Raw genomic sequence first — 14407 nt, forward strand, 5'->3', positions numbered from 1 at the left:
CCCGCCATTCTTTGACGAGGCGCTTCCATTAATTATCCGCGCACATGCCGGACTAGTTCTTGCAACTTTCACTGACACTTCAATAACAACTTCCGTCATTTAAACGGCCATTCGTTATATTGAGCTGTTGCTTATAACTGCAACGCACAACCTTATATGCAACTGCTCAGTCGGTGGCGCTGTTCACGGCTGCGGCGTATGGCGCGTGAGCGTAATCACCAGCCCCGACTTCAAAGTGCTCAGATAAAGCCCATCACGTTGTCGGCTGAAGAACTGGATTCTTGAACCTTCCTTGCCGGTAATCGACAGGCCGTCCGGATCAGGAAACCAGCCGATCGGCGCTTGCTCAAGCCATGCCCCCAGGCATTCGGCGCCCTTGCCCAGCGTCTGGTTCGGTTCAAGATCGATCAGGCAGGTGTTCGACGGTTTGTCCTGTAATGCCTGCGCCTGCGGGGCGTCATCAGGCGCAGTCAATACAGCCTGCCATTGCCCGGCAAAAACCAATGGATCTTCGAGTCTGAGGCTGCTTGCCATGGTTGTTTCTCCAGAAATCATGATGAACGCCGCCGAAAGCCACGCCATTGCCTTGTAGGTAAAAGCTTTATAGATCATGAGAATATTCGCTCCGGCACGTAGCCTTGCCCAGCGGCCAGGACGATGCAAGTAAAGAAAGCGGCGCATCGAGCGCCGCTTTCCCGTTTCACATCACGCCACGATGTCGCTGGTCGCTGCCTGGCCAACGGTGCTGACCTGGAAGTCCGCCACGCCGTGCCCGGAGAAGTCCACCGACAACAGGCTGTTGCCGCCCGACGAAGTCAGGATCGCGTCGCCGGCTGCACCGGTGAAGCTGTTGACGAAGTGCAGGCCGGAACCGCCGGTGATAGCGCTCAGGTCGATTTTGTCCAGACCGCTGACGAAATCGAGGATCTGATCGATCGCACCCGGTTTGGAGTCGGAGCTGGCTGCGAACACAAAGGTGTCCGAACCGGCGCCGCCCCACAGTTTGTCCGCACCACCGGCGCCGTAGATGATGTCGTTGCCGGCACCGCCCTTCAGCTCGTTGGACGCACTGTTACCGATCAGCAGGTCGTTGCCCGAACCGCCGATGGCGTTTTCGATGGTCACGCCCTTGGCGATGGACACGTTACCCACCATGCCGCCAACGTCGGAGAACGAGGCTTCATTGAGGTTGATCTTCTGGTTCTGGGTGAAACCCGAGAAGTCGAAGGTGTCCTTGCCGCCCGCGTCCCACACCGAGAACACCAGCTTGTCGCTCGACGACGAGGCGCTGAGGAAATCGCGACCGGCGTTGGAGTTGAAGCCATAGGTGGTGTCACCGGCACGGGTGCTCATATTGGCGCCGTACAGCTTCTGGATCGCCGCAATGTCATCCATCAGCGGGCCGGAGGCATAGGCTTCCACACCGCCCTTGCTGAAGTTCTGGGCGGTGTTGCTTTCGCTCCAGTAACTCATGAGGCTGTAACCACGGGTGTCCTGACCGTAGGACGCATCCTTGTAGGTCGGGTTGCCTTCGCCGGCGTTATAGTCGCCAGGGTGAGACAGCCCCAATGTGTGACCGATTTCGTGCGTCAGGGTCTGACGCCCGTAATTGTTCACCCCCGGGGTTTTGTTGACGTCGTAGCCACTGCCGGTCAGGTACCAGGATTGACCGTCATAACCAGGCTCGGTGCCTGGCAGGAAAGCAAACGCCGCCGCACCTTCCTGACCACCGCTGTAGTTACCGAAGGTCATGTGACCGTCGCCACCTTTGGCAGCCTCGGTAAACGTGACATTGGCGACGTCAGCCCAGGATTGCATGGCGAGCACGGCCTGAGCTTTTTGCAGGGCACTGAACTGACTGAAACCGGTGACGCCCAAGCCGCTGAAGTTGGCGGTTTTGGCGGTCAGAAAGGTGTAAGTCAGTTCGATCTTGCCGCTGTTGTCGAGATCGTGCCAGGAAGCACCGTCTCGCAACAGTTGAGTAGCGGCTTGATCCACCGAGAAGGAGGGTTTGCCATTGACCGTGAGGTTGCCGCCACGATCGTACTGATGGCTGAAGCTATTGATCTGGTTCCAGGCGGAGCTGGATGCAGCCAGAGACTGCGCTGCGCCGACAGGTACGAATGTATCTGCGGTGATATCAATAGCGTTAGCTTTTACTTTCGACATAAACACACTTCCTTGTTTAGCAATGGAACAGTTTTTGTCAGATAGCGACAATCCCTGGCGAGATCGTCCTATCACTCGCCCAATGAAGGCGTAAGAAACCTGACACAATTTGAAATCTGTCGTCTAGCGTTTTTTTGAGATCAAATTGAACTGTTCGAGCAAGTGCCTGTAAACAATGAGTGCGGGATCGAAAGAATGTTCTACGGTGTTTGGTTTCGCCTAATTGTCTGACGATTTTCTATTTAAATATTAAATAACGGTAAGTTGTTTTTTGTTAGGTACGTCTCAATTTGGTGCAGCCCGGCGAGAGCGCTATTACATTGATATCAGATACCGTCTTCAACTGATTCGTATGAATCAAGGCGCTGGATTTCACCGGGCGTATATGAAACCGGTTCTGGATCAAACAGAACATCAGAACCGGCCGATGGCAAAGGTTACGTCAACGTCGAAACTATCGAAGCCGCGCTTCTCCGTGCGGAATTCCAGCTTGCCGTTAATGTGATTGTCGGGGTGGTGCTGCAGAATGACCCCTCCCGAGGCAGCCGGGAATTCGAGCTTTGACCCGCTATCGGTGAAAGTTATCAGATTGAGATAAACGATCCTGGGGTCTCCAAACTGGAACTCACCACTGGGCTCTGATTTGCTGCTCAAACGGAGTCCTACCAGCCAACTCCTGCCAGGCACCAGTGGATCAGGCATGGTGCCGTGAAACCGCAGCGTTTCGTTTAGCTCATCGCGCCAGATCCAGTTGGATAAAAAATCAAAGGGGACCTCGGTGTAAAGGTTTTTCACCTTGCCCTTGATTACACCTGCTGCCTCACCTTTTTCGCCAATGTGAAACGCTTCAAGAAATTGCTGGTCGCTGGACATGACTGTCTCCTGGGTGCGCAAAGGATCGAAGACCCTTCTGCCAGCCATTGAACAGCAAAAGCACCGAGTTGAAACCTGTCAGATATGACAGGCATAAGCCACGAATTCTTATCGCCCTTTTGTATAAGTCCTGTCTGGAAGGGCATCGTGAGTATTGACGATGCCCCTCCCAGGGACCGCCTCAGCTACCCGTTCGAATCTTGTTCCACACCCGCGTACGAATCCGGTCGATGTTCAGCGGCATCGCCTCCAGCGCAAACAGCTTGCCCATCATCTCCGGGCTCGGATAGACCTTGGTGTCGCTCTTGATAGCGGGGTCGATCAGACTGTCAGCCTGCTCGTTGCCGTTGGCGTAGTGCACGTAATTGCTGATGCCGGCCATCACGTCCGGGCGCAGCAGGTAGTTCATGAACGCGTAACCGGCCTTCTCGTCCGGCGCATCGGCCGGCATGGCGACCATGTCGAACCAGATCGCCGCGCCTTCCTTGGGAATCGCGTAACCGATGTCGATGCCGTTCTTCGCTTCCTTGGCGCGGTTTTCCGCTTGCAGGATGTCGCCGGAGAAGCCGACCGCCACGCAGATGTCACCGTTGGCCAGGTCACTGGTGTATTTCGAGGAATGGAAGTAGCTGACATACGGCCGCACTTTCATCAGCAGCGCTTCAGCTTTCTTGTAGTCCTCGGGGTTCTTGCTGTGCGGCGGCAAACCCAGATAGTTGAGCGCCGCCGGCAGCAGTTCCGGGCCGTTATCGAGGATCGCCACACCGCACTTCTGCAGTTTTTCCATGTACTCGGGCTTGAAGATCAGATCCCAGGAGTCCACTGGCGCGTTGTCACCCAGCACCGCTTTGACCTTGGCGATGTTGTAGCCGATGCCAGTGCTGCCCCACAGGTACGGAAAGCCGTGCTCGTTGTTCGGATCGTTGACCTGCAAGGCCTTGAGCAATACCGGGTTGAGGTTCTTCCAGTTCGGCAACTGGCTCTTGTCGAGCTTCTTCAGCGCCCCGCCCTGGATCTGCCGGGCCATGAAGTGGTTGGACGGGAACACCACGTCATAACCGGATTTGCCGGTCATCAACTTGCCGTCGAGGGTTTCGTTGCTGTCGTAGACGTCATAGGTGACGCCGATGCCGGTGTCTTTCTGAAAGCTTTTCGTGGTGTCCGGCGCGATGTAATCGGACCAGTTGTAAACCTTGACCGTTTCGGCGGCATGGCTGATGGAGGCGGCCAGCAGCAGCGGCGCCAGAGCGAGGGTTTTCTGGATCATGAGGTGATTCCTGTAGTGGCTATTTTTGTTGGCAGGCAATCAAAGGATCAAGCAATCAGAAAATCAGCACGTAGGTCTTGCGCAAGGTCTCCTGGATGTCCCAGACGCCGAGCGTGTTGGCCGGCAACATCAGTGCGTCGCCACCTTGTATGTGCAGGGTTGCGCCGCCGTCGTCCGGGGTGAACGTGCAGCGGCCAGAAATGAAATGGCAGAATTCCTGCGCGGTGATCTGCCGACGCCAGCGCCCCGGGGTGCATTCCCAGACGCCGGTTTCGACGCCGTCGTCGCGTTCGACGCTGGTGGTCGAGGCAATGGCGACCGGCTCACCGAGAGGCACGGCGACCGGGTTGGACTCGTCCAGTTGCAGAGTGGCGGTGTTCTTGAACTGCGTAATGCTCATGGGGGGACCTGTCTTTTGAAGAAAACGGCGGTTAGTGCATGAAACCTTCCATGAAACCCGCGACCTGGCTGGCAAGCTTGCGCCGCCACGGTGCAGTGGCCGGGTTGGCCAGGGTCTGGTCTTCGTGGACAAAACTTTTGATGATCGCGTTGTAGCCCAGCCAGCGGCACGGCTCCGGTTCCCAGGCGCGCAGCGCATGTATCCCGCCATCCGGCAGCACCCACGGCTGATGCACCAGTTCGGTGTCACGCTCGAGAATCAGATCGGCCAACGTTCGGCCGCCGAGGTTGCTGGCACCGACACCCTCCCCGCCATAACCGCCGGACAGCGCGATGCCATTGGCGCGATCGCAGAGCATGTGCGGCTTGAAATGCCGCGACATGCCGAGGTTGCCGCCCCAGGCGTGGGTGATCTGTACGTTTTTCAGTTGCGGGAACAATTCGCCGAACAGATAGCGGCGCAGCTCGACTTCATCGCGGGTCAGATCGAAGTTATGCCGCAGCTTGCCGGCGAACTGGTAACCGCCGCGCGCGCCGAAGATCAGGCGGTTATCAGCACTGCGCTGACCGTAGGTGACCTGGCGGCTGAACTCGCTGAAGGCCTGGCCACGGTTGAGGCCGATTTCATCCCAGGTCGCTGCCGACAACGGTTCGGTGGCGACAATCAGGCTTTGCACCGGCAACTGATAGCGGCCCAGCGGCGGCAACGTCACCGAATAACCTTCGACGGCTGGCACGATCCAGCGACTGCGCACACTGGCCTTGGCCGTGCGCAAACTGCCGGACTGCCAGTGCGTGACCGGGCTGTTTTCGTAGATCTTCACGCCCATGTTCTGCACGGTGCGCGCCAGACCGCGCACCAGTTTCGCCGGGTGAATGGTCGCCACATGCGGCGCATAGATGCCGCCGTAGGGTTTTGCCACGCGAATCTGTTGCGCCAGTTGCTCGGGGCTCAACCAGCGATAATCGTTGTCGGTCAGGCCCTGAGCATGCAGTTTGTCGAGGTATTCACGCAGGCTGGTTTCCTGCTCCGGATAGCGTGCGGCGCAGTACAGCACTCCGCCCTTGCGGTAATCGCAGTCGATGCCCTCACGTTCGAGCACAACTTCCACTTCATCGGGGATGCTGTGCAGTAGATCGAACGAAGCGCGGCGTTGTTGTGGAGAGAGCCCGGCAAGCAGTCGATCCTCGCCCAGCAGGTTGCCCATCAGCCAGCCGCCATTGCGCCCGGACGCCCCGAAACCGGCGGTTTGCGCCTCGACGATGGCGATATCCAGACCCGGAGCGAGTTTTTTCAGGTAGTACGCGGTCCACAGCCCGGTATAACCGGCACCGATGATTGCCACGTCGACATCCAGATCCCGCTCTAGCGCTGGCCGCGCGGTTAGCGGCTCGTCGAGTTGATCCATCCACAAACTGATAGTGCGCCACGCCGGCATGCAAGACTCCGCCACTGAAAACCTTCGATGGCGCCGATCCTAGTGCGTGCCTTCAGCGAATGTCTTGCGCGCGTGCCCGCAAAGAAATTTGTTTGGCGTAAGCCTTGGGGGATTGGCCGGTGTGCTGGCGGAAACAGCTGTAGAACGCTGACAGCGAGTTGAAACCGGCCGCAAACGCCAGCTCGTCGATACGCAGCGGCGGCGTGGCCTGATCCAGTGACTTGAGCAAGTGCTGCAAGCGTGCCTGGTTGACGTAGCGATAGAAGCTCTGGCCCAACACCTGATTGAGCAGATAGGAAATCTGATTGCGGCTGTACCCGCACTCCTTCGCCACTCGTTGCAGGTCCAGTTCCGGATCGAGGTACGGTTGCTGGAGTTCGAAGTACTGCTGCAGATCCTCGGCCATGAAACTGATCTGACGCGGCGACAAGCCCAGGCGACTCACCGCCGGGCGCTGACTGGGTGCAACGGCACCGTTGGTTTGCGCACGGACCAGTGAAGCGTATTCGTTGACCCGCCAGATCAAACCGTCCTTGACCGTAATCGCTTCGCTGGATCGGAACGAAACCAGCCCGTCACCGCCGCGCAGGGTCACTTCGTACTGAATGAACGCAGTGTTGCCATCCACGCGGATCCGGTCGCAATGCTCCAGCGCTTCGTCGGATTCTCGCGGCATGCTGACACGCACGTATTCGCGTAACTCATCGAGACCCAGAACGCGGTTCTGGAAGAAATCGTTGTACTGAACGTCCGGGTGATACAGCGCCATGACGCTGTCCAGATCGCGGTGTTTCCAGCTCAGGTGGTAGCGCATGACCGTAGCGGCCGTGGCCGGGGTCTGTTCGGGGCCGTCATCGTCGGCGTGCATAAAGGGCTCGGTGCAAAAGAACCGAGCTTGCCCAAGTTCGGCAAAACGATCAACGAGCAAACCGTAGTGGCCACTTGGCGATGACTGATCAGGGCGTGACTTACATCAAAAAACGCGAAGCAATCGCAAAATGAACTGAAAAATCTCACAGAGATTTCACATCCGGATGCTACTTTTAACGTCACTGACCGGTTGAGCCAATGAAGACTCTTCCCACCTAACATGAGCAAAAGGAAGCGCTCGATGAAGAAGGCGGGCAACACATGAATAAAGCTTCGAGCAAAGTCACCTTCCCCAACGCGTGCCAGTTGATGCGCTGGCACTTTCATCCCATGGGTTTCGAAGCAACGATGGATGCACCGGGCAGCATGATTGCCCGTCTGTTTGATCGTGCCAGCGGTGAAACCATGATCGCCATTGCCGGCATTCCATGTGCCACGGTGATGAACGCGGCCGATGTCGAGCGCATTATCGAGGCCGTAGAGGATGAGCTGGAGGCATTCATTCCTCCGGAATCTTTCAGGAGTTACGCATAAGTTGTTGTTTTAAGTAAAAAAGCCCGCCGTAAATGCGGGCTTTTTTGTGCGCGGCGGTTACCCGGTTTTTGCTTGCGAGCGGTGATCGAAAAAGAACGCCTTGCCTTGCGCAACCCGATCGGACGCCCTCGGCATGTTTACTGCCTGGTTGTCCTGCGGCTCGACGTACCAATAGCAATGGCTGACCGCCCGAGTGATGCCGACATAAGCCAGACGCAGGATCTCGTCCTTTTGCGCCGTGTCATAAGGCTCGCTGTCACCGGCCTTGCCCAGCCCGGCCATGCGGTACACCTGATTCTTGTACGGCGAACTGGTCAGGTGCTGGCAATCACCGAGCAGGAACACGGCGTCGGCTTGCAGACCTTTGGCGCTGTGATAGGTCAGTTGCTTCAGGCGTCGAGCCTCGTATGGCAAGCTCGAATCCACATTAACTACAGACTGTATATGCTGTTCTATCAATGACTTATCACTGCTTTTTCGATAAAGCATCAAGATTGAATCGCCGCGATTGTAGTGTTCGGCCAGGCGCTGACCCAAAGCCTGATCATCGCGCTCCAGCACATTTACCGGCTGCAATGCCTTGGCTGCGCCACTGGCCCTGGCCTTCTTGCCCGGAATTGCCGGCGCGGCGCGGACGATGTGTTCGGCGGCATCGATGATGTGCTGATGGCTGCGGTAATTGTCACTGAGCATTACCCGCGTGGTGCTCGGCGACGGGAACTCCTTGTTGAACTCCATGAAGTAACTCGGCGAACTGCCCCGCCAGCCGTAGATCGACTGCCAGTCGTCACCCACGCACAGCAACGACGAACGCTGTGCGCCCCGCCCGACATGCATGGCCGGGCCACGACTGCGGATTTCCGCAAGGCTGGCGCGGATCCACGAGACGATTTGCGGCGATACGTCCTGAAACTCGTCGATCATCAAGTGCGACATGGGCCGCAGCAGCTCATCACTCAGCAGCTTGAGATTTTCCGGGGAGTGTTCGCTGAACAGCGCGAACATCCGGTTGTAGGTCATCACCGGCGGCTTCTGATCGAGCAAATGATCTTCCAGGGCACGCCAGAACAGGCTCAGCGCCTCGAAGAAAAACCGATCCGGATCATCCTTGGCAAAACTCATACGACCGACAGCGTCCGGCACATCCAGCCCGAGGTTTTCGATGAAACCGGCCGCCGCGACAAAACAGTCCAGCAGCGGCGCTGAGACCAGTTCACCTTTGACCTTGTAGTCGAACCCGGGACCCGCGCTCGCATCGCCGGCCAACGTCGACAGAACTCGCTTTGACATTTCATAACTATCTAGCCAAATCAATGGCTTACGGCAGAAAGCTTGAAACAGGGTGCGTTTTACAGCCCACTCGGCGCGTACGCTGAGCTTGGCGTTGGGCCGGCAGATCTGCGGGTTTTCCCGGGGATCGAAGCCAAGCACCACCCAGGCATCGAGGCTGGGGATGTAGCCATGACAATGAAAGGTCGAACCGTTGATCTCGAACGTCTGCCGGTTGGGCTCAATGCCTTTGATCGGCCAGGCACCGGCGCGAAACCACAGGTCTTCGATGGCGTCGCACAGTTCTTCGTCGCGTTTGGACGCCAGTTCGGTCACCGCCATGCGCTTCTGTACGTCCGGGTGGTCGCGCTCCAGCTCCTTGAGCTGCAAGGCAGCCTTGGCTAACGGCTGAATCAACTGGCGAAAACGCTCGTCTTCATTGAATAACCGGTGGTAGCAGGCGTTGAGCTGCTGGCGCTGGGCATCGTTGATCCGCAGATCGAACGGGTTGCTGTCGACGTCCTCATCAGCCCCTTGTGGTCGATTGCTGAGATTTTCAAAAGCCTGCAAGCGCTCGAAGCCCGGCAGGCTGCGAACCATCGGCAGAATGCGCGAGTGAAAGGTCCGCACCAGTTCCCGCGCCTGTTTCAGACTCAATTTCTGGCCCCAGAGCGCGAACATCTCGATCAGTTTATTGATGAAATCCTTACGTGATTCGCGCGTGAAGGTCACCACGGTCATCGAGTCGAGTTCAAAGCCCAGATAATGCGTGAGCAACAGAATACGCAGCACCAGCGTCGTCGATTTGCCCGCACCGGCCCCGGCAATCACCGAGGTTGAGGGTGTATCACTGAAAATCATCTTCCATTGCGCGACGCTTGGCTGGGCGTGCTCGGGCAGCAGGCGTGCCACATCGGCCTTCATGCGTTTCTTCAGTTCGGCGCTGAGTGGCAGACGCCAATCATCGAACAGATGGCTGTCGACGCTCGGCGGACGATGCTCGGTGCTGCGGCTGTCACGAATCAGCAGGACCTGGCGGCCTTCTTCCAGCCCTTCGAGTTTTCCTTCTTTGAAACCGTAATCCACACCCGCGGTGTGCCCGCTGCGAAACCCGTCAGCCTGACCGTGCAGCCAAGAGGCACGGTGCTGGGCGCGCAAACGCGTCAGGCCATGGCCGAAGAAACGCGCGGCCAGACGTTTGAACCAAGGCATCTCGGCCAACGGACGAAGTTCGGGAGGAAGATCGGGAGTGTGTTGCGCCACGCTGATGGGCTCCAGTGTGTGAGGCTGTTGGGGGCTATGGTGTCTTTATTTGCCCATGAGTTCTAGCGAAATGCTTACAGGTCATTGGTTTAGGCGATGAACTGAAAGTTGGGTGAGATCGTTTCGAGCCTGTTTCCCATCAATAGATTCGATGAGAATGCCGCACTTTTTACGCTTTTTCTCGATGATTGACTGAAGGATGATGCCCGTCATTAACCAACGGTCTCGCTTCGTGGCTCTGGCGTTGCGCCCCATGACGAACCTTTTGAGGAGACGATCATGCTTGAACTCAGACCTTTCAACACGCTGGGCGGCGCTCATCACGGCTGGTTGGATGCCCATCACCACTTTTCGTTCGCCGAATACTACGACCCGCAGCGCATGAACTGGGGCAATCTGCGGGTGTGGAACGATGATGTGATCGCCGCCGGCACCGGGTTCCCACAACACCCGCACCGCGACATGGAAATCATCACTTACGTTCGCGAAGGTGCGATTACCCACCAGGACAACCTTGGCAACAAGGGCCGTACCGAGGCTGGCGACGTACAGGTCATGAGCGCCGGTACGGGCATCGCTCACAGCGAGTACAACCTGGAAGACCAGGAAACGCGGATTTTCCAGATATGGATTCTTCCAACCGAAACCGGCGCGCCACCATCGTGGGGCGCCAAACCGTTCCCCAAAGGCCAGCGCGAAGGGTTCGTGACCCTGGCCAGCGGCAAGGACGGTGACGACCAGAGCCTGCGCATTCGCGCCGATGCGCGGCTGGTCGCGGCGAATATCAAGGCTGGGGAAACGGCTGAATATCGTCTGGATGCCGGACGCCGAGCCTACCTAGTGCCTGCCACCGGTTTGATTGAAGTCAATGGCTTGCGTGCGCAAGCTCGAGACGGAGTTGCTGTGGAACATGAGTCGGTGCTGACCGTGACCGCGCTCGAAGACAGCGAAATCGTGTTGGTGGATCTGGCTTGATGGCCTGAACTGCAGGCGAAAAAAAGGGGCGACCGTCATGGTCGCCCCTTTTTTGTAACCTTTGTAGCGAGGGGACTCATCCCCGATTGGCCGCGAAGCGGCCCTTCTTTACCGTTGGAGCGGACTGCTACGCAGTCCATCGGGGATGAATCCCCTCACCACAGAAAGAACTCACCTCCCTGAAGATCACTGGGTGCTGATTGCGCCATCCACCAGCGTTTGCGCTTCGGCCACCAGTTGCTTGAGGTGATCGTCGCCAATGAAGCTTTCGGCGTAGATCTTGTAGATGTCTTCAGTACCCGAAGGACGCGCGGCGAACCAGCCGTTTTCGGTCATCACCTTCAGGCCACCAATGGCCTGATCGTTGCCCGGCGCGTGGCTGAGGATGCTCTGAATCTTCTCGCCTGCCAGCTCGGTCGAAGTCACTTGCTCCGGCGACAGCTTGCTCAGCAGCGCTTTCTGCTCAGGGTTGGCCTTGGCATCGACGCGCACCGAGAACGGTTCGCCCAGTTCATCGGTCAGGGCGCGATAGGCCTGGCTTGGATCACGGCCGGTACGAGCGGTCATTTCAGCCGCCAACAACGCCGGAATCAACCCGTCCTTGTCGGTGCTCCAGACGCCGCCATCCTTGCGCAGGAACGAAGCGCCAGCACTCTCCTCGCCACCAAAACCCAACGAGCCGTCAAACAGGCCATCGGCGAACCATTTGAAACCGACCGGCACTTCGTACAGACGACGTCCCAGACGCTTGGCCACGCGATCGATCAGACCGCTGCTGACCACGGTTTTACCCACGGCGGCATCGGCGCGCCATTGCGGACGGTTCTGGAACAGGTAGTCGATGGACACTGCCAGGTAGTTGTTCGGCGCCAGCAGACCACCCGAAGGGGTGACGATGCCATGACGGTCGTGATCCGGGTCGCAGGCGAAGGCCACGTCGTAACGTTCCTTGAGACCGATCAAACCTTGCATGGCATGGCTGGACGATGGGTCCATGCGGATCTGCCCGTCCCAATCGACCGTCATGAAACGGAAAGTCGGATCGACCTGCTTGTTCACCACGTCCAGATCAAGACGGTAATGCTCGGCAATCGCCGACCAGTAGCGCACCCCTGCTCCGCCCAGCGGATCGACACCCAGACGCAGCTTGGCGTCACGAATGGCATCGAAGTCGATCACGTTGATCAGGTCAGCGACGTAAGTGTTGAGGTAGTCGTGACGGTGAGTGGTGCTGGCCTTGAGCGCCTGCTCGTAGCTGATGCGTTTGACGCCGGCCAGTTTGTTGGCGAGCAGTTCGTTGGCCTTGGCTTCGATCCACTTGGTGATGTGGGTATCGGCCGGGCCACCGTTGGTAGGGTTGTATTTGTAGCCACCGCTTTGCGGCGGGTTGTGCGACGGCGTAATCACGATGCCATCCGCCAGGCCAGAAGTGCGACCACGGTTGTAGCAGAGAATGGCGTGCGAAATCGCCGGGGTTGGCGTGTATTCGTCACCTTCGGCGATCATCACAGTCACGCCGTTGGCCGCCAGCACTTCCAGCGCGCTGGCCCCGGCCGGGGTCGACAGAGCGTGAGTATCAATGCCCACAAACAACGGGCCATCGATGCCCTGGGCTTCGCGGTACAGGCAGATCGCCTGGCTGATTGCCAGAACGTGCCACTCATTGAAACTCAGGTCGAAGGAGCTGCCGCGGTGCCCGGAAGTACCAAACGCCACACGCTGGGTGGAAATCGAAGCGTCCGGTTGGCCGGTGTAATAAGCCGTTACCAGTCGCGGGATGTCGACCAACAATTCTGCCGGTGCCGGTTTGCCCGCAAAAGGACTGATAGTCATGCAAAACCTCTGAAATAGAGTGGTTCAGGAAATACAGCGCAGTTTACTGGCAGTTTGACCACAGCGCGACGGGATCTATCCGACAGATTTCAACGTTCATTCAAGAGGTGCCAACCGCAGTGCATCGCCCAGCAGTGCAATCGCCCCTGCCAAACCGGTGTCACTATGATCCAGCAGGTTCAGGCGCAGATGGCGACGGTGCAATCCCTGCAAACTGAACAGTTCGCCCGGCGCAATCAATACCTGTTGTCGGAGCAGGCGCTGGAACACATCGCGCATGTCCACCGGACGCAGTGCCCGTACCCAGACGGTCGCACCGCCTTGCGGTTCGACGACCTGAAGTGCATCGCCCAAACGCTCGCGCAGCAAGTGAATCATCGGGGTCCGACACTCCCTGAGGAGCCTGCGAAGTACATGCAGGTGCTGGTCGATCCGGCCGTTTCCAAACAGTCGGGCAATGGCTTTCTGACGGATCGGGGACAGTCGGAATGATCGCATCAGAAAATGCCGCAGCATTTCGTTTTTCCATTGGCGCGATAACACGAACCCGTATGGGGCCTCGATGCCAATGATTTTCTCGAAGGAGGAGAAGATCAACAGCCGGTCAGGATCCAGCCGATCACGCAAGCGCTCGCCGTCCACTCCCTCGCCAAGCTCGCCATAGCAATCATTTTCCAGCACCCAGGTGCCATGCTCGCGAAGCAGTCCGGCAATGATGTCGCGGTTATCCGCAGGAACCTGCGTGCCACGGGGCATGCTCAGGCCCGACGACATGAGAATCAGCCGCACGCTTTCAGTCTTGAGCAGTGTTTCCAGAAGTTGCGGCTCCAGCCCGCCACAGGCCAGCAACGGCAGCTCGATCACGCGCACCTCTGCCGCCTGCAGCAACCGCAGTATCAACCAGTCACACGGCGACTCGACCAGAACGGTTGCGTGTTTGAGTTGCAGAACGGCAACCAGGATTTCCAGTACCCCGCGCAGATCCGCACCGATGTAGACATCCTCGGCATGCCAGCATTGCCTCGGCGAGGTGGTGTAGCGGGCCGCCAGCGCAGCGCGCAACTCCGAGTCACCACAGGGCTGGCCGAGCAACAGTGGCTGCCGGGGGTACTGACGCAGCAGTTCGCGCTCCATCAACAGCAAAGGGCTGTCCAGCGATTGGAGTGAAACCGGATCTTCGGCACTCAACAATCGCATCCCCGGGCGCCGCGCATTGACGTAGACCGTTTCGAGCAGATCATTGCCAAACGCTGGCTGCGTAACCTGTGCCACCGCCCGGGCGTAGTACCCGGACTTGGCGACTGAATAGATCCTGCCTTCCTTCTCCAGCAACGAATAAGCGTATTGAATGGTCGAGATCGATACGTTCAGACGATTGGCCAACTGGCGCAACGACGGCAGCCTGGCGTTGCCGCCGCCGGCCGACTCCGCTATCAGCCGCATCAGGTAGCGATAGACCGCCTGATAAGCAAAACCGGGCTCCCGCGCAGTCTTCATGAGCCCAATACCGCTGACA

The 14407-nt window shown here is 58.1% G+C and carries 12 protein-coding genes; 2 read left to right on the forward strand and 10 right to left on the reverse strand.

Annotated elements, in window-relative coordinates; all coding sequences use genetic code 11:
* Positions 1-183: 183 nt before the first annotated feature.
* From M0814_RS16460 to M0814_RS16490, 7 genes are all read right to left on the reverse strand, one after another.
* Complete coding sequence (locus M0814_RS16460; RefSeq protein ID WP_158547274.1) at positions 184-612, reverse strand: AprI/Inh family metalloprotease inhibitor; 429 nt, start codon at positions 610-612, stop codon at positions 184-186.
* 93 nt (positions 613-705) lie between these two features.
* Positions 706-2169, reverse strand: a complete 1464-nt coding sequence (locus M0814_RS16465) for a serralysin family metalloprotease (protein ID WP_103483485.1) — start codon at positions 2167-2169, stop codon at positions 706-708.
* A gap of 414 nt (positions 2170-2583) precedes the next feature.
* On the reverse strand, positions 2584-3042 hold the full coding sequence (locus M0814_RS16470; protein WP_103483486.1) for a hypothetical protein: 459 nt from the start codon (positions 3040-3042) through the stop codon (positions 2584-2586).
* Positions 3043-3223: 181 nt separating this feature from the next.
* Positions 3224-4309: a polyamine ABC transporter substrate-binding protein gene (locus M0814_RS16475; protein WP_103483487.1), complete on the reverse strand. Its 1086-nt coding sequence runs from the start codon at positions 4307-4309 to the stop codon at positions 3224-3226.
* Between the two features lie 55 nt (positions 4310-4364).
* Entirely contained in the window at positions 4365-4709 is a 345-nt protein-coding gene (locus tag M0814_RS16480; RefSeq protein WP_103483488.1) for a cupin domain-containing protein, read from the reverse strand.
* Positions 4710-4740: 31 nt separating this feature from the next.
* Complete coding sequence (locus M0814_RS16485) at positions 4741-6147, reverse strand: FAD-dependent oxidoreductase (RefSeq protein WP_103483489.1); 1407 nt, start codon at positions 6145-6147, stop codon at positions 4741-4743.
* A gap of 52 nt (positions 6148-6199) precedes the next feature.
* Positions 6200-7015 (reverse strand): helix-turn-helix domain-containing protein, encoded by an 816-nt coding sequence (locus M0814_RS16490; protein ID WP_003225022.1) that lies wholly within the window; start codon positions 7013-7015, stop codon positions 6200-6202.
* Between the two features lie 263 nt (positions 7016-7278).
* Between M0814_RS16490 and M0814_RS16495 the strand changes: the two genes are divergently transcribed.
* Positions 7279-7551, forward strand: coding sequence for a DUF1652 domain-containing protein (locus M0814_RS16495; protein ID WP_045122460.1), 273 nt, complete (start codon positions 7279-7281; stop codon positions 7549-7551).
* Between the two features lie 57 nt (positions 7552-7608).
* Here the strand turns inward: M0814_RS16495 and M0814_RS16500 are convergent, their stop codons facing one another.
* Complete coding sequence (locus tag M0814_RS16500; protein ID WP_103483490.1) at positions 7609-10083, reverse strand: UvrD-helicase domain-containing protein; 2475 nt, start codon at positions 10081-10083, stop codon at positions 7609-7611.
* A gap of 279 nt (positions 10084-10362) precedes the next feature.
* Here M0814_RS16500 and M0814_RS16505 point away from each other — a divergent pair, with 279 nt between their 5' ends.
* On the forward strand, positions 10363-11058 hold the full coding sequence (locus tag M0814_RS16505; RefSeq protein ID WP_003225024.1) for a pirin family protein: 696 nt from the start codon (positions 10363-10365) through the stop codon (positions 11056-11058).
* A 186-nt stretch (positions 11059-11244) separates the two neighbouring features.
* On the opposite strand, the gene pgm is transcribed toward M0814_RS16505, so the two are convergent.
* Positions 11245-12891 carry a phosphoglucomutase (alpha-D-glucose-1,6-bisphosphate-dependent) gene (gene pgm / locus M0814_RS16510; protein WP_103483491.1) on the reverse strand — a complete coding sequence of 549 codons (1647 nt, stop codon included), beginning with the start codon at positions 12889-12891 and terminating at the stop codon, positions 11245-11247.
* A 96-nt stretch (positions 12892-12987) separates the two neighbouring features.
* Positions 12988-14388, reverse strand: coding sequence for a PLP-dependent aminotransferase family protein (locus tag M0814_RS16515; protein WP_103483492.1), 1401 nt, complete (start codon positions 14386-14388; stop codon positions 12988-12990).
* Positions 14389-14407 lie beyond the last annotated feature (19 nt).

It is taken from the genome of Pseudomonas sp. MWU12-2020, from assembly GCF_023100605.1.
Taxonomy (GTDB): Bacteria; Pseudomonadota; Gammaproteobacteria; order Pseudomonadales; family Pseudomonadaceae; genus Aquipseudomonas; species Aquipseudomonas fluorescens_H.